The sequence below is a fragment of the Holophagales bacterium genome (genome assembly GCA_016699405.1).
In the GTDB taxonomy this organism is placed as follows: Bacteria; Acidobacteriota; Thermoanaerobaculia; order Multivoradales; family JAGPDF01; genus JAAYLR01.
The window spans coordinates 1,004,968-1,024,345 of sequence record CP064972.1; the positions used below are offsets into that span (position 1 = coordinate 1,004,968).

Below are 19,378 nucleotides of genomic sequence, written 5' to 3' on the forward strand. Positions count from 1 at the left end.
GCCGGAGACTACCGGCGGCGCCGCAGCCAGGCAAGACGCGCCGCGGCGCGGCGGAGGGGGAGGGCGATGCGAAAACCGCTCGACGATTCCTCGACCCTGAGGAACCTGGTCTTCCGTCTCAAGGAGGGGATCTACGTCACCAGTGCCGAGGGGGAGATCCTCGACGCCAACCCGCGTCTGCTGGAGATCCTCGGCGTCCCCTCGATGGAGGCGCTACCGGGCGTGCGAGCCGGGGACCTGGTCGTCGATCCGGAGCGCCGCCGGGCCGAGATCGAGCAGCTCGAGCGACTCGGCGAAGTCAAGGAGTTCGAGCTCGAGATTCGCCGCGCCGACGGCGAAGTGCGAACCGTTCTCGACACCTGCTTCGCGGTACGCGACGACGAGGGTCGCCTGCGCTTCCATGGCATCCTCGTCGACATCACCCGGCGCAAACGGCTGGAGACGCAACTGCGCGACCTGTCGATGCGCGACGCCCTCACCGGCTGCCTCAATCGCCACTTCCTCGCCGAGCTGGCGGCCCAGTGGGACAACGCGACCCAGTCCTGGGGCGTGGTGGTGGTCGATGTCGACCATTTCAAGTCGTTCAACGACCGGGAAGGCCACCTCGTTGGCGATCGCGTGTTGCGGGCCGTGGCGAAACGGCTGCAGTCCCGGCTGCGCGCCGGGGACCACGTGGTGCGCTACGGCGGCGACGAATTCGTCGTGCTCCTCGGCGACGCCAGCGCCGCCTCCGCCGAGGAAGTTGCCGAGCGCCTCGCCGAGCCCGACGCGGGCGACTCGGTGACGATCTCGCTCGGCTGGGCGATCCGAGCCGAGCACGAGAGCCTCGCCGAGACGCTGTCGCGAGCCGACACGCACCTGCTCGAACGGCGGGCGCGGGTTCGCGGGACCTCGTCTAGCGCTTGATCCGCCCGCCCCGCTCCTCGATCGAGAGGATCCAGCCGGCCACCTTGCCGGGCTGGATGGCGTGCTGCTCGTCCCAGAAGTGGCGGTGCCGGAGGTAGCGGCTACTCGAGTCGGTCTCGGGAATCGCCTCCACCTCGCGCAGAATCGCCTCGAAGCGCTCGATCCAGCGGGCGCAGTTGGCCAGCCGCAGGTCGACCCAACCGTCGTGCGCCCAGGCGTCGACGCGGTCGGGGGTGACCGGCTCCTCCTGTGCGGCCGCCGGGACGATCACCTTCGGCCCGCGCACGATCTCGCCCGAGTCGAGCAGGAGCGGGATGCCCACGGCGGCGATCTCGTTGGCCACGTCGGGACGGTCGCGCACCAGGCGGTCGAGCGTGCCGCGCACCTGCTCGGCGGTGGACTGGCGCACCGCCGTCATCGTGCCGAAGGCCAGGCGCAGCAGATGCGCTTCGAAGAGCAGCTTCGACAGGCGCGGCGGCCCGAGCATCTCGAAGGCGACGCTGTGGGTCCCGTGCTGGCGCTGGAGCTGGTTCATCCGCTCGAGCGCCCAGTGGCGCATCAACCCGGCGCGGTAGGTCGGCCCCAGGACGGCATTGTCGAGCGCGTTGATGATGTCGTGACCGGTCGAGCGCCCCTCGATCTCGAAGATCAGATACTGGGCGATCTCCTCGGGGGTGACGAACTCCATCTGCTCGGCGGTGGTCAGCGCGGCGAACTCCTCGAGGCTGAAGATGCCGTTCTCGCCGGTGTCGATGAAGACGCTCTCGAGCGGTCGGTCGAGCAGGCGGGCGGCGCCGGGGTCGTGGGTGGAGAAGGTCGCGCCGAGCGGTCGCGGGCGGGCCTCGACCCAGCGCAGGGTCTCGCCGCGGCGGACCACCGGACCGTGGGCGATGCGCTTCCAGGCGATCGCCGCGGCGGGCTTGATCTCCTTGGTGATCGGCGCTCCCGGAGTGCGCGCCATGAGGAACAGCAGCATCGAGTGCGCCCCGGCGACGGCGCTCTTGGCGAGGAGCACGCGACTCGGTCGCTCCTCGGAGTGCGTGTAGGGGATGTTCAGCCCCATCCCGCCGGTGCCGCTGGTGCCGACCTTGATGTAGACGCCGACGCCGGCGTCGGTCATGCCGCGATAGAGCACCTGGACGTGGCGGATCAGGCGCGGCATGTAGAGGGCCTCGAGCAGATCCTCGGCCGCGGCCCGGCTCGGCTCGCCGGCGTCGATCTCCCGCGAGATGGCGTCGGCGGCGCGGAAGACGTCGCGGTAGGCGATGCCGGTGGCGGTGTTGACACAGTCGATCACCAGGTCGGGGCGGGCTTCGACGAGGACCTTGTAGAGCAGGAACTCGCCGAGCTGGGCGTCGGCCAGCGGATCGAGCTGCGCCCGGATCCGCTCCCAGCGGGGGGTCTCGGCCACCGGTCCGAACAGGTCTCCCCAGGTTCCGGTCACGCGGGTGCCGGCAGGGGCCTCGCCTTCGAGCTCCCGCAGCGCCTCCTCGACCTCTTCGCGGCGCAGACTGTGGATCTGCACCTCGCGCGGATGGCGCGCGAACAGCTCGCGGCAGACCGCCACGCCGACCAGCCCGGCGCCGCCGAGCACCAATGCCTTGCGTCCCTCGACCTTCACGCCCCCTCCTTGCCGACCGGCCGGGGCCGATCCGCTGTCCCTGGGATTCGCCCCGATCCTACCCAACGGGAGGAGGCGAAGGGTGTCGAAAAGGCGGATGATGTTCACGTGGAGGCCAGGGCCCCCTCGCGCTCGGCGCGGGCAAGGCGGCTCGGGCTCCCCCCGAGAGAACCCACAAGGTGATCGTGAAAGGAGATTAGATGGCCATCCAGGGCGTGAATCCGTTCGCGATGGCGCAGGCTCAGTTCGACAAGGTGGCGGCGATCCTCGATCTCGACGAGGCCACCCGCGAGCTGCTGCGTCAGCCGATGCGCGAGTACAGCTTCTCGATCCCGGTCCGCATGGACGACGGACGGGTGAAGATCTTCCACGGCTTCCGCGTGCAGCACAACGACGCGCGCGGTCCGTCCAAGGGCGGCATCCGCTTCCATCCGCAAGAGACCCTCGACACCGTCCGGGCGCTCGCCACCTGGATGACCTGGAAGTGCGCCGTGGTCGACATCCCGCTCGGCGGCGGCAAGGGCGGCGTGATCTGCGACCCGCACCACCTCTCGCAGCGCGAGCAGGAGCAGATCTGCCGTGGCTGGGTGCGCCAGCTGGCGCGCAACGTCGGCCCGCTCCAGGACGTGCCGGCGCCCGACGTGATGACCTCCGGCCAGCACATGCTCTGGATGATGGACGAGTACGAGAAGATCCACGGCGGGCACTACCCGGGCTTCATCACCGGCAAGCCGGTGGGACTCGGCGGCTCGCAGGGGCGCACCGAGGCGACCGGCTACGGCGTGGTCTACACGATTCGCGAAGCGCTCAAGCGCCTCGGCATGAAGGCCGAGGGCTGCCGGGCGAGCGTCCAGGGCTTCGGCAACGTCGCCCAGTACGCCGTGCGGCTGTTCCGGCAGCTCGGCGGCACGGTGACCTGTGTCTCCTGTTGGGACCAGGGCGATCAGTGCTCCTACAGCTTCCGCAAGAAGGCCGGCGTCGATCCCGACGAGCTGGTCGGCATCTCCGACCGCTTCGGCGGCATCGACAAGGTGCGCGCCAAGGAGCTCGGCTACGAGGTCCTGCCGGGTGACGCGTGGATCGAGGAGCCGGTCGAGATCCTCATTCCGTCGGCGATCGAGAACCAGGTGCGTGCCGACAACGTCGGCAAGATCGCCCCGACCGTCAAGCTGATCGCCGAGGGCGCCAACGGCCCGACGACTCCCGAGGCCGACGCCGTGATTCACCAGCGCGGGATCTACATGATTCCGGACTTCCTGGCCAACGCCGGCGGCGTGACCTGCTCCTACTTCGAGCAGGTGCAGAGCAACATGAACATGTACTGGGACAAGGACGAGGTGCTGGGCAAGCTCGACCTGGCGATGACCTCGGCCTTCAACGCGGTCGCCGACCTGGCGGCCAAGCGCAAGCTCTACATGCGCGACGCCGCCTACGTGATCTCGATCAGCCGCGTGGCGCAGGCCTGCCACGACCGCGGCTGGGTGTAACCTTCAGGGGCGTTGAACGACGTCCCTGACGAACGAACGGTGACTTCCCGCCCCCGGGCCCGGATCCACGGGCTCGGGGGCGGTCTGTTTGACCCCTTCCGCCCCCCGTTCCTCCAACCTCCGGAGCTCCTCGGCCGACGCCGCCGCCCGCGAAGGGCGAGCGCTTCCGTCGCGCGGCGAGCCCGACATGAGGCCTGACCCGCCATGACCCCACCGACCGACGAACCGCTCGACCGGATCCTCCACGACCTGCAGGAGCGGGCCAAGGAGCTCAACTGCCTCTACCGCGTCGACGAGGCGCTCGCCCGTTCCGAGGCGCCGACCGACGAGGTGGTGCGCGAGGTGCTGGCGGCGATTCCGGCCGGCTGGCAGCATCCGGACCGCTGCGCGGCGCGCGCCACCTTGGGCAACCGCGTCTACGAGTCGAACGGATTCCAGCCGAGCCCGTGGAAGCAGGCGGCGCCGGTGGTGGTCCAGGGGGAGATGTCGGGTTGGCTCGAGGTCTACTACACGAGCCCGCCGGGGCGCGCCGGAGAAGACCCGTTCTCGCGCGAGGAGCAGAAGCTGCTCGAGACGATCGCCGAGCGTCTCGCCTCGATGCTCTCGCGGCGCCGCTCGCAGCGCGCCCTGGGCAACCATGGCGACAATGCGGCTCCCGAATGGTGGGTGATCCTCGAGTTCCTGCGCCGCACGGATCGCGCGCTCCTCGGTCGGCTCGGGCGCAAGATGATCAACTACCTCTGCTGGAGCGGCGTCGAGGAGGCCGAGCGGCTGCTGCGCGAGGCGGCCCCGGTGATCTCCGACGAAGACGCGTTCGACGAGAACCGGCCGCTGCCCCGGACCGCGCTTGCCGCCGACTCGGCGACGGTCGAGGCGGCGTTCCGCATCGCCGTCCTCCACCTGCCCGAAGGCGAGATCCTCAACTGCATCCAGAGCTGGATCAAGGAGGACAAGACCACCTTCCTCAAGCACGCCGTCGAGCGGGTCGATACCCCGCTCGCCGAGCTGGTCGACGCGCTCCAGCGCTTCCGCCAGAGCGGTGTCGACGAGCACGAGCTCTCGGCGGCGACGCAGACCGGGCTGCGGGCCGCCCTGGTGCGTCGCTTCCTCACCGACCAGCTCGAGTTCGTCAACATCGCCAAGACGGTGCTCCAGGTGTCCGACTTCCACGATCTCGCCCAGCGCGTCGTCTACCCGCCGAAGAGCCACGGACGGATCGGCGGCAAGTCGGCGGGACTCTTTCTCGCCGCCAAGATCCTCGAGCGCGCCACCGAGTACCGCGACGTGCTCGGCGAGATCAAGATCCCGCGCAGCTGGTTCATCCCCTCCGACGGCCTGCTGGACTTCATCCTGCACAACGACCTCGCCGAGGTGCACAACCGCAAGTACGACGAGACCGACCGGGTGCGCCTCGAGTACCCGCACCTCGTCCAGCTCTTCAAGAACTCCTTCTTCTCCGCCGAGATGATCCGCGGCCTGACGGTGGTGCTCGACGAGCTCGAGGGACGGCCGATCATCGTGCGCAGCTCTTCGCTGCTCGAGGACCGTCTGGGCTCGGCCTTCTCGGGCAAGTACAAGAGTCTCTTCCTCGGCAACGTCGGCACGAAGCGCGAGCGGCTCACCGCGCTCTGCGACGCCATCGCCGAGGTCTACGCTTCGGTTTTCTCGCCCGACCCGATCGAGTACCGCGCCCGCAAGGGCTTCCTCGACATGCACGAGGAGATGGGGATCCTCATCCAGGAAGTGGTCGGGACGCGGATCGGACCGTACTGGCTGCCGGTCTTCGCCGGGGTGGGCTTCTCGAACAACGAGTTCCGCTGGTCGGCGCGCATCCGCCGGGAGGACGGGTTGCTGCGCATCGTTCCCGGTCTCGGGACGCGCGCCGTCGATCGCCTGGCCGACGACTACCCGGTGCTGGTCGCACCCGGTCAGCCCGGGCTGCGGGTCAACCAGACGGCTGAGGAGGCGCTGCGCTACGCCCCGAGCAAGCTCGACGTGGTCAACCTCGAGACCGGCGAGTTCGAGTCGATCGACGCGCGCGCCTTCGTCGCCGAGTACGGCGAGCAACTGCCGATGGCGCGCCAGATCCTCTCGCTCGTCGACCACGACCGGCTGCGACGGATCCGCGGCCTGATCGACTTCGCCAAGGACCCGCTGGTGGTCACCTTCGAAGGGCTGCTGTCCGACTCCTCGTTCCTGCAGCGCATGCGGACCCTCCTGCAGGTGCTCTGCGAGCGCCTGAAGACCCCGGTCGACATCGAGTTCGCCTGCGACGGCGAGAACGTCTACCTGCTGCAGTGCCGCCCGCAGGGAGCGACGAGCGGGGCGAGCCCGGTGCCGATCCCGCGCGACCTGCCGCGGGAGCGGGTGATCTTCTCGGCCAACCGCTACGTCTCGAACGGGCAGGTCGGCGACATCACCCATCTCGTCTACGTCGACCCGGAGGGCTATGCGGCGCTCGACCACACGGCGCTCAAGGAGGTCGGACACTGCGTCGGCCGACTCAATCGCGTTCTGCCGAAGCGCCAGTTCATCCTCATGGGGCCGGGCCGCTGGGGGAGCCGCGGCGACATCCGGCTGGGGGTGCCGGTGACCTACGCCGACATCAGCAACACCGCCGTGCTGATCGAGATCGCGCGCCAGAAGGAGGGGTATGTGCCCGACCTCTCCTTCGGGACGCACTTCTTCCAGGATCTCGTCGAGTCGTCGATCCGCTACCTCCCTCTCTACCCGGACGACCCGGAGGTGGTCTTCCAGGAGGCGTTCTTCCGCCGTTCGCGCAACGCGCTGGCCGACCTGCTGCCCGAGTTCGCCCATCTCGCCGCGGTCGTCCACGTCATCGACGTCCGGCGCGAAGCGGAAGGTCTGGTCCTCAAGGTGCTGATGAACGCCGAGCTCGACGAGGCCGTCGGCGTGCTTTCGCTGCCCAGCGCGGGACCGGAGGACCGCGGCGCTCCGGGAGTCCCCGAGGCGACCGAGCGGCGCCCCGACGACCACTGGCGATGGCGGTTGCGGATGGCCCAGCGGCTCGCCGCGGCGCTCGATCCGGTGCGCTTCGGCGTGCGGGCGCTCTATCTGTTCGGCAGCACCAAGAACGCCACCGCCGGCCCGGCCTCCGACCTCGACCTGCTGGTGCACCTCGAAGCGGGTGTCACCGATCAGCAGCGCCGTTCTCTCGAGGAGTGGCTCGAGGGCTGGAGCCTGGCGCTTGCCGAAACCAACTTTCTGCGCACCGGCTACAAGACCGACGGCCTGCTCGACGTCCAGTACGTCACCGACGCCGACATCGCGCGCGGCGAGAGCTACGCGGCCAAGATCGACGCCGTCACCGACGCGGCGCGACCGTTGCCGTTGGGGGCCTAGGCACGGGCGAGCCCGAGAGCGGCGCGAGTCGCGAGAAGCGCGTCAGCTCGATCCCGCGCGCCGCGAGGGCGGCGGCGGCACGGGGGGAGCGGAGAGCGGCGGTCTCGGCGTCCCAGCGGTAGCCCCAGTCGTAGGCGTGAGCGAGGTCGGCGTCGCCGCGACCGGGGTGACAGACGAGCTCCGCAGTCCCTTCGACGTCCTCGAGAACCGAGAGGAGCGCCGGCTCGTCGAGCTGGCCGGCGACCAGCACGCCGACGGTGCGGTCGACGGCCCGAACGGAGGGGGGCTCGGCGGAGTCGAGGCGGCGCCGGGCGCGGCGGCCGAGGCGGTCGAGCGCGCGAACGGCCAGGGCGCGCGGACGAAGGCTCCGGAAGGCGGCGGGATCCCCAGGAACGCGCACGAACGGGATGCCGTGCTCGCGCGCCAGCCGGACGGTGAGCGCGAAGAGCCGCGGCAGGGTGTGCAGATGCTGGTGCGAGTTGAGGTGCAGCGGCGCGAGCCCGGCGTCGAACACCCGCGCGATCTGCCGTCGCCATTCGCGCTCGACCTCGTCGCAGGCGATGGCGCCGAGCGCGTAGCGGGCGACGAAGATGGGAAACCCCGGAAGGAAGCGCCCATTGCCGTCGACGAGCGTCGGCACTTCGCCGGCGGGCGAGAGCGGGCGCTCCTCCACCAGCGTGAGATGCACCCCGACATCGAGACCTGGCCGGCAGGCGAGCGCGGCGACGGCCTCGCCGAAGGCCGCGCCGCAGGCCGAGAGGCTGCACGCGGTCACCAGGCCGCCGTCGTGCGCCGCCAGAGCGCCAGCGGTCATGCCGGGATGGAGGCCGACGTCGTCGGCGGTGACGACGAGCGCGCGCCCCGAGCTCACGGTGCCGGGGTCGCGGGAGGCGTGGAAGCTCGGCGGCGGGGCCGGCGCATGTCCGGGAAGAGCATGACGAGCTCGCGCAGGATCTTGAGGATCACCCCGGGCGACGACAGCGTCGAGGTGCCGCGCACCCGCGGGAAGTAGTCCAGACCGATCTGCTGGATGACGAAACCGAGATTGCGCGCCTTGACGATCAGCTCGGCGTCGATCAGCGACCCTTCCGAGCGCAGCTCGACGGCGTCGAGCACCTCGCGCCGTAGCAGCTTGAAGGAGAAGTTGATGTCGCGGTGGGGCCAGCCGAAGAGGAAGCCGATCAGCGTGTTGTAGCAGTACGAGTAGATCGTGCGCAGCAGGCCCTCGGTCGTCCGGTCGAGCCGGTAGCCGGCGATGAGGTCGGCGCGCGTCACCGCCAGGGCGCGAAGCGCCGGGCCGAGCACGTCCGGGTCGAACGGCAGGTCGGCGTCCATGTAGAGGACGACCTCGTGGCGGCAGGCAGCGAAGCCGGTGCGCAGGGTGCCGCCGAGCTTCTGATTCCGTTCGTGCCGCAGGAGGCGGATGCGCGGCTCGGCGGCGGACAGCCGCTCGACGAGCGCCGCCGAACCGTCCGTCGAGGCGTCGTCGACGACGATCACCTCCCAGTCCCGGGCATAGCGCGCCAGGGACTCGATGCCGCAGTCGAGGGCGTGCTCGATGTTCTCCTGCTCGTTGAACATCGGTACGACGAGGGAGACGGTGGGGCGTTCGTTCATGGCCGACGGGACGTCAGCGTAGCATTTCGAGGCCGAGCAGCTGCACGGCGACGCGCCGGTGGTCGCGTGGATTGAGGCCCGAGTCGGCCGGCACGAGTCCGATCTCGGCGCGCAGACCGATCTCCACGCTGGCCGCGTCCGCCGGGAGCTCGAGCTCGACCTCGCGCCGCTCTCCCCGCGGCACGGAGACGGTGGCGGCGGGTGCGCCGTCGACGAAGAGGCGGATGCCGTTGGCGGCGAACGGCACGATCGGCGGCTCGCGCAGCGTCAGCCGGACGCGCCGGTGTCCGTCCGGATAGAGGCGTAGCGCGCAGTCGTCGGCGAGCCACCACCAGCCGTCCGGGCCGTTCGGTTCGTACGGGTGGACGCCGCGCAACGCCGCGAAGCGCCGTTCCGCGGGTAGCGACGTGACGGAAACCTCGCGGTACTGCGCGCGGGTCAGCTTGCCGTAGGCATCGCTCGGCGGCCAGGCGAAGAGCCGGGCTCCCGGCCAGCTGCTGGCGCCTTCGGTGAGCATGACGACGGTGCGGCGCGTCTCGCCGGCGAACATCTCGGGAGTCGCCTCGAGCGACCGCCGCTCGCGATCGGCGAGCAGCACCGCGGCGTGCGGCAGGAGCGTCTTGGCGACCAGCACCGCGGTGTCGCGCGGCAGCTCGTCACGGATCCACGCGGCGGCGGCGGCGGGCGGCGACGGAGTCGTCACGCGCTCGGCGAGCAGCGGCCAGACGTAGGCGGCGCCGAAGCCGGCGACGATGGCGAGCGGCAGCGGAGCGAGCCGCGGAAGGGCGAGCGCGCTGGCGAGCGCAAAGGCCCCGGCAGTCGCGGCGAAGGCGACACCGAGCGTGACCGGCAGGGCATAGCGCACGCCGTCGGCCGGCTCCATCGCGGCGAGGCAGAAGGCGAGCTGACCGAGGGCCAGGCCGGCGAGCGGCAGGGCGGAGCAAACCCGTCGCTGCACGAGCGTCCAGGCGCCGACGGCGGCGAGCGAGAGTAGCGGCAGCGCGGTCGCGGCGCGCCCCCAGCCGTGAGCGACGAAGCGGGCCGCGAGACGGGTCGCGGGCCACGCGGCGCGCCAGTCGGCGAGCTGATGCTCGGCGATCCTGCCGGCGTGACCGAGCTCGTAGTCGATCAGCCCGCCGAGCCCGCCGGTCGCGACGGCCAGCGGCACGAACCAGGCGAGCGCGACGGCCGCGAAGGCGCCGACGGTGGCGAGCGTGCGTCGCCATCCGAGCCGCGGCGTCCAGGCGAGCAGGAGCAGTGGGACCACCGGCACGACGAGCTGCGGGCGGCAACCGACCGCGGCGGCGGCGGCGGCACCGAGGCTCGCGGTGGCGGCGAGCGACGGACGCTCGCCGAGGTGCGCCGCCGCGGCGAGCGCGAGCGAGAGGAAGGCCAGCGCCGGAGCGTCGGAGATCGGCAGCGGTCCCTGGACGAGCATCGCCGGCGAGAGGTGGAAGAGCAGCGCGGCGGCGAGCGCCAGACGGTCGCCCGCGGCGCCGAACGAGCCGGCGAGCCGCCGGAAGGCATCGACGAGCGCGACGAAGCCGATCGCCGTCGCCAAGACGGCCAACACCACGAGGGCGCGGAACGGGTCGCCGGCGAACGGAGAGAGGAGCTTGCCGAGGCCGATGAAGAGTGGGTACCCCGGAGGATGAGGGTGGTGGAGGAGCGGAGCGAAGCGCTCGACCGCGAGGACGAAGAGCCCCTCGTCGTGCTCCCACAAGGTGTGCGGAGCGCTCGCCACGCGGATGGCGACGACCGCGGCCGCAGCGAGCCAGACCCTGGGAAGGGTGAGGGTCGACCGGCGGGTCGGCGGCATCGCGGTTGACGCGAGTTCCGGCGAGGACATATGAACGCTGGGTGATGCGTCTCGGCTTCTGGACCGGTTGGCGGACTCTCTCGCGTGCCTTCGGTGCCTCACCGCGCGGCACGCGACTCCATGTGCTCGTGCGCTACCTGACCTGTCCACTGCGGCGCGTGCTCGAGTTTCTGCCGCCGGAGGCCACGCTGCTCGATCTGGGAGCCGGGCACGGGATCTTCGCACACCTCGCGCTCGCTGCCGGAGCGCGCCGCGCGGTGGCGCTCGAACCGGACCGCCGCAAGCACTTCCCCCCGGTCCACCGCCCGGGCCTGCAGGCGGTCGCCGGCTACGCCGAGGCGATCGGTGGGACGTTCGACGCTGTGTCGATCCTCGACGTGCTCTACCGGCTGCCCGCCGAGGCCTGGCCGGCGTTGCTCGCGACGGCGCACGATCGACTTCGCCCCGGGGGCGTTCTGCTGCTCAAGGAGATCGACCCGCGCGCTCGGGTGAAGGGCGCCTGGAACCGCCTCCAGGAGCGGTTGGTCGACCTTGTGGGGCTGACGCTCGGCGACGCCTTCACCTACGAGATCCCCGAGCGGATGGGCGAGCTGCTGGCGAACGCCGGCTTCGAGCGGATCGAGACGCACCCGCTCGGGCGCGGGTATCCGCACGCCCACCTGCTCTACCTCGCCCGGCGCGCCGAGCTGCCGGCCCTCAGCCGCGCTCCTTCCAGTGCTCCCACACCTCCTGCGAGCGCCAGACCCGGTACTTGAGCAGCTGCCGCTCGTAGACGAACTCCTTCGGCAGGCGGTCGTAGAAGCGATCGAGCAGCTCCTCGTGCGAGCGGGCATCGGCGGCGTGCGCCTCGCGCTTGACCGCCATCAGCTCGTTGAACCGCTCGCGGGGGAAGTCGAGCCCTTCCCACTGCAGGTCCTCGAAGCGCGGCATCCAGCCGAGCGGACTTTCGACGCCCTTGCCGCGGCCGTCGACGCGGTCGACGATCCACTTGAGCACCCGCATGTTCTCGCCGAAGCCCGGCCAGAGGAATTTGCCGTCGGCGTCGCGACGGAACCAGTTGACCTTGAAGATGCGGGGCGGGTCGTTGAGCTTGCGCCGCAGGTAGAGCCAGTGGGCGAAGTAGTCGGCCATGTTGTAGCCGCAGAAGGGCAGCATGGCCATCGGGTCGCGACGCACGGCGGCCTGGCCTTCGGCCGCCGCCGTGGCCTCCGAGCCCATCGTGGCGGCGATGTAGACGCCGTGCCCCCAGTTGAACGCCTGGTAGACGAGGGGCATGTCGCGGCTCTGCCGGCCGCCGAAGATGAAGGCGCCGATCGGCACGCCCCGCGGATCCTCCCAGGCCGGGTCGATCGAAGGGCACTGCGCGGCCGGCGCCGTGAAGCGCGAGTTCGGGTGCGCTGCCGGCTCCGGCGACGCCGGCGTCCAGTCGCGCCCGCGCCAGTCGATCAGGTGTGCCGGCTTCTCCTCGGTCATCCCCTCCCACCAGACGTCGCCGTCGTCGGTCAGCGCCACGTTGGTGAAGATGCAGTTGGCCGAGAGTGTCGCCATGGCGTTGGGGTTCGAGCGCCCGTTGGTCCCGGGGGCGACGCCGAAGAAGCCGTTCTCGGGGTTGATCGCCCACAGCCGGCCGTCGGGCCCCGGCTTGATCCAGGCGATGTCGTCGCCGACTGTCCAGACCTTCCAGCCGTCGAAGCCGGCCGGCGGGATCATCATGGCGAAGTTCGTCTTGCCGCAGGCGCTGGGGAAGGCTGCGGCAACGTACGTCTTGTCTCCCCGCGGCGACTCGACCCCGACGATCAGCATGTGCTCGGCGAGCCACCCCTCGTCGCGCGCCAGCACCGAGGCGATGCGCAGGGCGAAGCACTTCTTGCCGAGGAGTGCGTTGCCGCCGTAGCCGCTGCCAAACGACCAGATCAGGCGCTCCTCGGGGAAGTGGGCGATCCAGGTGTTCTCCGGATTGCACGGCCACGCGACGTCGACCTCTCCCGCAGCGAGCGGGCGACCGACGGAATGGAAGCAGGGGACGAACTCGCCCTCTTCGCCGAGCGCCTCGAGGGCGAGCCGGCCCATCCGGGTCATGATCCGCATGCTGACGACGACGTAGGGCGAGTCGGTCAGTTGCACGCCGAGGTGGGAGATCGGCGAGCCGATCGGCCCCATGGAGAAGGGCACGACATACATCGTTCGGCCGCGCATGCAGCCGGCGGCGAGCCCGTGGAGCGTCTGACGCAGCTCGCGTGGGTCCATCCAGTTGTTGGTCGGGCCGGCGTCTTCGCGGTGCTTCCAGGCGATGAAGGTGCGGTGTTCGACGCGCGCCACGTCGCGCGGATCGGAGCGACAGAGGAAGCTGCCCGGGCGCTTCTCCGGGTTGAGGCGGATGAAGGTCCCGGACTCGACCATGGCGGCGCAGAGCGCATCGCGCTCGGCTTCGGAGCCATCGCACCAGTGGACGGCAGCGGGCTGGCAGAGCGCGCGGATCTCGTCGACCCAGGCCAGAAGCCGGGCATTTCGGGTGGGGGCGGCGGAGTGCGGGTCCATCGACACCTCCTCGGGAGCTCGGCGCATTCTATGGGGCAGTCGACCGGCCGACACGCAGCGGCCTGGCGGGTTGCGAGGCGTCGCGTCGCGCCCTACGCTTGTCGCGGTGCGTCCTCGACGCGCCGGGGAGGAGTCGAATCATGGAAGCAGCCGGACGCGATGCGATGCGCCCGCTCGGTCCGCCGCCGGTCGTCGCCGAGCCGGGTTGGGTGCCCTTCAAGCCGTTTCGCCTGGAGGCGGGGCGCGGCACCTTCGTCTCGAGCGACACCCCGGGCGATCGCCTGCGCGTCGCCTACTTCGAACGGGCGGAATCGCCGCGGCTCGTCGGGCGCGCCTGGTTCGGGCCGGGAGCCGAGGGTCCGCCGGGACACGCACACGGCGGTTCGATCGCTGCCGTCCTCGACGAAGGCATGGGCGCGGCGGTGTGGCTCGAAGGACGGATCGCCGTCGCCGTCCGGCTGGTGACCGACTTCCGTCGCATGTTGCCGCTCGGCACCGATGCTCGGTTGGAGGCGTGGGTCGTCGGCAGCGAGCGACGCAAGATGGAGGCGCGCGGTCGGCTCGTCGGCGCGGACGGAACGCTCTTTGCCGAGTCCGAAGGTCTCTTCGTCGACATCGACCCGCTGCGCTTCCGCGACCTGCTCGAACGCGCCGCGCGCGCCCAGGGGCTCGACCCCGACGCCTTCCTGCGCCGCTAGCTCGGGGTGGTGCAGATCGGTTCGTGACGCATGCCCGGGCCGAGTTGGCGCTCGTCGCCCCGTGGGGCGCGACGAACGGCGGGTGCGGTCAGCTTGCCGCGAGGCGGGCGAGCTGACGGTCGTGGATCCGGGCGAGCACGAGCTGCGCGACGAGCGCGCCGCAGAGGCAGAGGAACATGTCCCACTGCGTGTCCCAGACGTCCCCCTGGGTGCCGAGGAAGGCGGACGCCTCCTCGCCCCCGGCAAGCGCGGCCCACCATTCCACGAGCTCGTAGAGCGCCGAGACCGCCAGGCAGACGCTGGTCACCAGCAGGAAGAGCCAGCCCCCGACGCGTAGCGGCGTGCGCCGCAGGAGCACCTCGCGCGCCGCGATCGCCGGAACGAACCCCTGGACGAAGTGGCCGAGCCGGTCGTAGTGGTTTCGTGCCAGACCGAGCAGCTCGCTCACCCAGGCGCCGGCCGGGACCAGGGCGTAGGTGTAGTGGCCACCGACCATGAGGATCACCGCGTGAACGGCGATCAGCCAGGTGAGCAGCCGCGTGAGCGGGAAGCGCCGGGCGGTGGCGAGCAGGAGCGGCACGACGAGCAGCACCGGCGTCACCTCGAGCCACCAGGTGAGTCGATCGTGTGGCCGGATACCCGACCAGAGGAGCACCGCCGCCACCGCAGCGAGAAGGGCGAGCTGTTCTCGTCGACCGGTCATCGTTGCCTCCGCTCAGAATGAAAAATCCCGGCCCGGCAGGACGCCGGAGCCGGGATGGTCCCTCGAGGCGAGGGAGAAAGAAAGATCCTCAGCCCATCGCCGGGGCGGGCGCAGGAGCCGCCGGGGGAGCCGCCTTCGGCTTGCGAGCCGCCTTCTTGGCCGGCTTCTTGGCGGCCTTCTTGGCGGGCTTCTTCGCAGCCTTCTTCGCAGCCTTCTTGGCGGGCTTCTTGGCAGCCTTCTTCGCCGCCTTCTTGGCGGGCTTCTTGGCAGCCTTCTTCGCAGCCTTCTTCGCCGGCTTCTTCGCGGCCTTCTTCGCCGGCTTCTTGGCAGCCTTCTTCGCCGGCTTCTTCGCGGCCTTCTTGCTGGGGCTCTTCTTCTTCGTCGCCATCCGTTCTCTCCTTTGGGTCCGCCCTTCATTGGGCGAGCCGTTGTTCCCTCCGCTTCTCCCTGTAGCCCTGCTAGCTCGCACGCGATGTGCGCTTGCCCGAGGCCTTGGGTCGAAGTGTTGTGCCTATTGTCAACATTTTCTTTCGGATTACAAGAGGGTAGAACGCGCGCGCGAGATATCGCAGTCGCTTCGGCGGTGTCGAGAGGGGCGACGAAGCGCCGTTCGAGCCGGTGCTACACTGCCGCGCGATGGCTGAAAGCCGCGAGATCCGGGGCCTTTCGAGCACTCTGCTCGGCGTTGCCGCCGTGCTGGTCGTGCTCGCTGCGATGCGCGCCGCCGAGGCGCTGCTGGTGCCGATCGTCCTCGCCTGGTTCTTCGCGGTGCTCGCGCTACCGCTCGTCCGCGCCCTGGAGCGCCGCGGTTTGCCGCTCTCGCTGGCGGTTCTGGCGGCGCTCGCCGCCGCCTTCGGACTGCTCACCGGCTTCTTCGTCCTCCTCCTCGGCTCGCTCTCCGAGCTCATGGAGGTGGGGCCGCGCTACCTGGCGGAGATCCGCAGCCGCCTCGCCTACACCCTCGACTGGTGGAGCGCCAAGGGCGTCGTCGTCGACACCTGGCTGCCCGAGCGCTGGGTGGATCCGAAGGCGGTGGTCGACATGGCGTCGCGCACCCTGCGACAGGTCGCCGGCTTCCTCTCGTCGGGGACCCTGGTGCTGCTGACGATGATCTTCATCCTCCTCGAGGCGGACGGCTTCCGCGCACGCCTGGTGCGCGCCTTCGGCGAGCACCCGCGCATCGACCGGATGACGCGCGTCGCCGGCGAGCTGCAGCGCTACCTCGGGATCAAGACGCTGATGAGCGCCGTCCTCGGACTCACCGTCGGTCTCTGGGTGGCATGGATGGGGCTCGACTTCGCCGTGCTGCTCGGCCTGCTGGCCTTCGCCTGCCACTTCATTCCGAACGTCGGCGCCCTGCTCGCCGCTCTTCCGGCGATGCTCATCGCCTTCGTCCAGCACGATCCGGCGCACGCCATGCTGGTCGGGCTCGGCTACCTGGTCGTGGGCGTCGTCCTGGGCAGCGTCGCCGAGCCGCTGTTGCTCGGCCGCCGCCTCGGGCTCTCCACGCTGGCCGTCTTCCTCTCGCTGGTCTTCTGGGGCTGGCTGTGGGGCGGTGCCGGCATGCTGCTCTCGGTTCCCTTGACGCTGACCATCAAGATCGTCGCCGACGGCGACGCGGAGCTGCACTGGCTCGCCTGCCTGCTCGACAGCGGCGAGCCGTCGCCCGAGCCGCGTCGCGCCGCCCGCTCGCACCCTGCGGGGGCGCGCACGCCTTCCAACCCCGCCTGACCGCCGGCCACGCCCGGAGTCGGCCCGCCCGCGCGGTTGACAGCGCGAAGGCGGCTGCTATCATCCATCCGAAACAGTACCGAGGCCGTACTGTTTAGTGCGCGACCCGTCGCCTCCATGGACGCCCGAGAGATCCGTCGATGATCCGGATGACCAAGCAGACCGATTACGGCTTCATCTTGCTCAGCCGCCTCGCCGAGGATCCCGAGCGCGTGGCCAACGCACCCGACCTCGCCGCCGAGACGCGGCTGCCGGCGCCGATGGTCAGCAAGATCCTCAAGATCCTCGCCCGCAACGGGCTGCTGACGTCGCACCGTGGGATCCGCGGCGGCTACGGCCTGGCGCGGGCGCCGCGCGACATCGCGGCCGCCGAGATTCTGCAGGCGCTCGAAGGTCCGGTGGCGCTGACCGTCTGCGTCGATGGCAGTCCGGGCGAGTGCGATCGCGAGGCCTACTGCGCCGTGCGCGGCCACTGGCAGCGGATCAACCAGGCGGTGCGGCAGGCACTCGCCGGGATCACGCTGGCCGATCTCAGCGCACCGCCGCCGCGGCTGATCCAGCTGCGTGCGGCGCGAGTCGCCCGACGAGCGCCCGCAGCGGCGACGAAAGCAGTCAAGGAGAGGGCATGACGACCACCGACAACGAGACCATCGAGCAGCTCGCCAACCGCGAGTACAAATACGGCTTCGTCACCGAGATCGAGCAGGACGCGCTTCCTGCCGGCCTCTCCGAGGAGATCGTCGCCCGCATCTCGGCGCTCAAACAGGAGCCGGAGTGGATGCTGGAGTGGCGGCTCAAGGCCTACCGCCACTGGCTGACGCTCGTCGAGCCGCGCTGGGCGAACGTCAAGTGGCCCCCGATCGACTACCAGTCCATCGTCTACTACTCCGCCCCGAGGTCGATGAAGGACGGACCGAAGAGCCTCGACGAGGTCGATCCGGAGCTGTTGCGCACCTACGAGAAGCTGGGCATCCCGCTCCACGAGCGGGCGGCGCTCGCCGGGGTGGCCGTCGACGCCGTCTTCGACTCGGTCTCGGTGGCGACCACCTTCAAGGGGAAGCTCAAGGACCTCGGCATCATCTTCTGCTCGATGTCCGAGGCGATCCGCGAGCACCCGGAGCTGGTCCGCAAGTACCTCGGCTCGGTCGTGCCCTACAGCGACAACTTCTTCGCCACGCTCAACTCGGCGGTCTTCTCCGACGGCTCGTTCGTCTTCGTGCCGAAGGGGGTGCGCTGCCCGATGGAGCTGTCGACCTACTTCCGCATCAACGCCAAGAACACCGGGCAGTTCGAGCGCACGCTGATCGTCGCCGAGGAGGGGGCCCACGTCTCCTACCTCGAGGGGTGCACGGCGCCGATGCGCGACGAAAACCAGCTGCACGCCGCCGTCGTCGAGCTTGTCGCCCTCGACCACGCCGCCATCAAGTACTCGACCGTCCAGAACTGGTACCCCGGCGACAAGGACGGCAAGGGCGGGATCTACAACTTCGTCACCAAGCGCGGCAAGTGCGAGGGTCGAGGGTCGAAGATCTCCTGGACCCAGGTCGAGACCGGATCGTCGATCACCTGGAAGTACCCCTCGGTGATACTCAAGGGGGACGACTCGATCGGCGAGTTCTACTCCGTGGCGGTGACCAACAACCGCCAGCAGGCCGACACCGGGACGAAGATGATCCACATCGGCAAGAACACCCGCTCGACGATCGTCTCGAAGGGCATCTCGGCCGGCCACGGCCAGAACACCTATCGCGGGGCGGTCAAGATCCTCCCCGGTGCCGACAACGCCCGCAACTTCTCCCAGTGCGATTCGATGCTGATCGGCTCGGAGTGCGGGGCCCACACCTTCCCCTACATCGACGTGCAGAACCCCACCGCCCAGATGGAGCACGAGGCCTCGACCTCGAAGATCGGCGAGGACCAGCTCTTCTACTGCAATCAGCGCGGCATCGAGACCGAGGACGCCGTCTCGATGATCGTCAACGGCTTCTGCAAAGAGGTCTTCCGCGAGCTCCCGATGGAGTTCGCCGTCGAAGCCCAGAAGCTCCTCTCCGTGTCGCTCGAGGGCAGCGTCGGCTGACGCCGCCCGTCATCCAGATCGAGGAACCCCTGTGAACATGCTCGAAATCCGCAATCTGCACGCCAACGTGGAGGGCCGCGAGATCCTCCACGGACTCGATCTCGCCGTGAAGCCGGGCGAGGTGCACGCCATCATGGGGCCGAACGGTTCCGGCAAGTCGACGCTCGCCTCGGTGCTCGCCGGGCGGGAGGCTTACGAGGTCACCGACGGGGAGGTCCTGCTCGACGGCAAGGACCTGCTCGCCATGGCCCCGGAGGAACGGGCGCGGGAGGGCGTCTTCATGGCCTTCCAGTACCCCGTCGAGATCCCCGGCGTCTCCAACACCTACTTCCTCAAGGCGGCGGTCAACGCGGTGCGGAAGCACCGGGGCCTGCCCGAGTACGACGCGATGGACTTCCTCGCCCTGGTGCGGCAGAAGGTCAGGCTGGTCGGCCTCGACGAGAGCCTGCTGCAGCGGCCGGTCAACGAGGGCTTCTCGGGCGGCGAGAAGAAGCGGAACGAGATCTTCCACATGGCCGTCCTCGAGCCGAGCCTCTGCGTGCTCGACGAGACCGACTCGGGGCTCGACATCGACGCCCTGCGGATCGTCGCCGACGGAGTCAACAGCCTGCGTGCCGGCAACCGGTCGTTCCTGGTCATCACGCACTACCAGCGGTTGCTCAACTACATCGTTCCCGACGTCGTGCACGTGCTGATCGACGGGCGCATCGTGCGCTCCGGCGGCAAGGAGCTGGCCCACGAGCTCGAGGAGAAGGGCTACGCCTGGCTCGAGGACGAGGCCTCGGCGGTCGTCGCCCCGTCCGTCGGCTGAGCGGAGA

16 protein-coding genes are annotated in these 19,378 nt (G+C 70.1%); 9 read left to right on the forward strand and 7 right to left on the reverse strand.

Annotated features, from left to right (window positions below; all coding sequences use genetic code 11):
• Positions 1-66 precede the first annotated feature (66 nt).
• Positions 67-906 (forward strand): sensor domain-containing diguanylate cyclase, encoded by an 840-nt coding sequence (locus IPJ17_04275; GenBank protein ID QQR74812.1) that lies wholly within the window; start codon positions 67-69, stop codon positions 904-906.
• Here the strand turns inward: IPJ17_04275 and IPJ17_04280 are convergent.
• Complete coding sequence (locus IPJ17_04280) at positions 896-2,527, reverse strand: short-chain dehydrogenase (GenBank protein ID QQR74813.1); 1,632 nt, start codon at positions 2,525-2,527, stop codon at positions 896-898. The two genes, IPJ17_04275 and IPJ17_04280, sit on opposite strands and share 11 nt — an antisense overlap.
• Before the next feature lie 200 nt (positions 2,528-2,727).
• Here IPJ17_04280 and IPJ17_04285 point away from each other — a divergent pair, with 200 nt between their 5' ends.
• The gene (locus IPJ17_04285) at positions 2,728-4,014 is read left to right on the forward strand and encodes a Glu/Leu/Phe/Val dehydrogenase (GenBank protein ID QQR74814.1); all 1,287 of its coding nucleotides are present in this window, start codon (positions 2,728-2,730) and stop codon (positions 4,012-4,014) included.
• Between the two features lie 204 nt (positions 4,015-4,218).
• Positions 4,219-7,377 carry a nucleotidyltransferase domain-containing protein gene (locus IPJ17_04290; GenBank protein QQR74815.1) on the forward strand — a complete coding sequence of 1,053 codons (3,159 nt, stop codon included), beginning with the start codon at positions 4,219-4,221 and terminating at the stop codon, positions 7,375-7,377.
• Here the strand turns inward: IPJ17_04290 and IPJ17_04295 are convergent.
• The 3 genes from IPJ17_04295 to IPJ17_04305 are packed head-to-tail and all read right to left on the reverse strand — an operon-like array spanning position 7,340 to position 10,813.
• Entirely contained in the window at positions 7,340-8,248 is a 909-nt protein-coding gene (locus IPJ17_04295; protein ID QQR74816.1) for a ChbG/HpnK family deacetylase, read from the reverse strand. The two genes, IPJ17_04290 and IPJ17_04295, sit on opposite strands and share 38 nt — an antisense overlap.
• On the reverse strand, positions 8,245-8,994 hold the full coding sequence (locus IPJ17_04300; GenBank protein QQR74817.1) for a glycosyltransferase family 2 protein: 750 nt from the start codon (positions 8,992-8,994) through the stop codon (positions 8,245-8,247). The genes IPJ17_04295 and IPJ17_04300 overlap by 4 nt, the downstream gene beginning before the upstream one ends.
• A gap of 13 nt (positions 8,995-9,007) precedes the next feature.
• Positions 9,008-10,813 carry a glycosyltransferase family 39 protein gene (locus IPJ17_04305; protein QQR74818.1) on the reverse strand — a complete coding sequence of 602 codons (1,806 nt, stop codon included), beginning with the start codon at positions 10,811-10,813 and terminating at the stop codon, positions 9,008-9,010.
• 44 nt (positions 10,814-10,857) lie between these two features.
• Here IPJ17_04305 and IPJ17_04310 point away from each other — a divergent pair, with 44 nt between their 5' ends.
• Positions 10,858-11,568 (forward strand): methyltransferase domain-containing protein, encoded by a 711-nt coding sequence (locus IPJ17_04310; protein ID QQR74819.1) that lies wholly within the window; start codon positions 10,858-10,860, stop codon positions 11,566-11,568.
• Here the strand turns inward: IPJ17_04310 and IPJ17_04315 are convergent.
• Positions 11,510-13,351: a phosphoenolpyruvate carboxykinase (GTP) gene (locus IPJ17_04315; protein ID QQR74820.1), complete on the reverse strand. Its 1,842-nt coding sequence runs from the start codon at positions 13,349-13,351 to the stop codon at positions 11,510-11,512. The genes IPJ17_04310 and IPJ17_04315 overlap by 59 nt on opposite strands.
• A gap of 140 nt (positions 13,352-13,491) precedes the next feature.
• Here IPJ17_04315 and IPJ17_04320 point away from each other — a divergent pair, with 140 nt between their 5' ends.
• On the forward strand, positions 13,492-14,049 hold the full coding sequence (locus IPJ17_04320) for a PaaI family thioesterase (GenBank protein QQR74821.1): 558 nt from the start codon (positions 13,492-13,494) through the stop codon (positions 14,047-14,049).
• 88 nt (positions 14,050-14,137) lie between these two features.
• Here the strand turns inward: IPJ17_04320 and IPJ17_04325 are convergent, their stop codons facing one another.
• Together IPJ17_04325 and IPJ17_04330 are read right to left on the reverse strand one after the other, a co-directional pair.
• Positions 14,138-14,752, reverse strand: coding sequence for a DUF2238 domain-containing protein (locus tag IPJ17_04325; protein ID QQR74822.1), 615 nt, complete (start codon positions 14,750-14,752; stop codon positions 14,138-14,140).
• An 88-nt stretch (positions 14,753-14,840) separates the two neighbouring features.
• Complete coding sequence (locus tag IPJ17_04330; protein ID QQR74823.1) at positions 14,841-15,140, reverse strand: hypothetical protein; 300 nt, start codon at positions 15,138-15,140, stop codon at positions 14,841-14,843.
• 248 nt (positions 15,141-15,388) lie between these two features.
• Here IPJ17_04330 and IPJ17_04335 point away from each other — a divergent pair, with 248 nt between their 5' ends.
• The 4 genes from IPJ17_04335 (at position 15,389) to sufC (ending at position 19,371) form a co-directional block, all read left to right on the forward strand.
• The gene (locus IPJ17_04335; protein QQR74824.1) at positions 15,389-16,483 is read left to right on the forward strand and encodes an AI-2E family transporter; all 1,095 of its coding nucleotides are present in this window, start codon (positions 15,389-15,391) and stop codon (positions 16,481-16,483) included.
• Between the two features lie 140 nt (positions 16,484-16,623).
• Positions 16,624-17,112, forward strand: a complete 489-nt coding sequence (locus IPJ17_04340; GenBank protein QQR74825.1) for an SUF system Fe-S cluster assembly regulator — start codon at positions 16,624-16,626, stop codon at positions 17,110-17,112.
• Complete coding sequence (gene sufB / locus IPJ17_04345; protein ID QQR74826.1) at positions 17,109-18,560, forward strand: Fe-S cluster assembly protein SufB; 1,452 nt, start codon at positions 17,109-17,111, stop codon at positions 18,558-18,560. Before IPJ17_04340 ends, sufB begins: the two co-directional genes overlap by 4 nt.
• Positions 18,561-18,597: 37 nt before the next feature.
• Positions 18,598-19,371, forward strand: coding sequence for a Fe-S cluster assembly ATPase SufC (gene sufC, locus IPJ17_04350; GenBank protein ID QQR76083.1), 774 nt, complete (start codon positions 18,598-18,600; stop codon positions 19,369-19,371).
• Positions 19,372-19,378 lie beyond the last annotated feature (7 nt).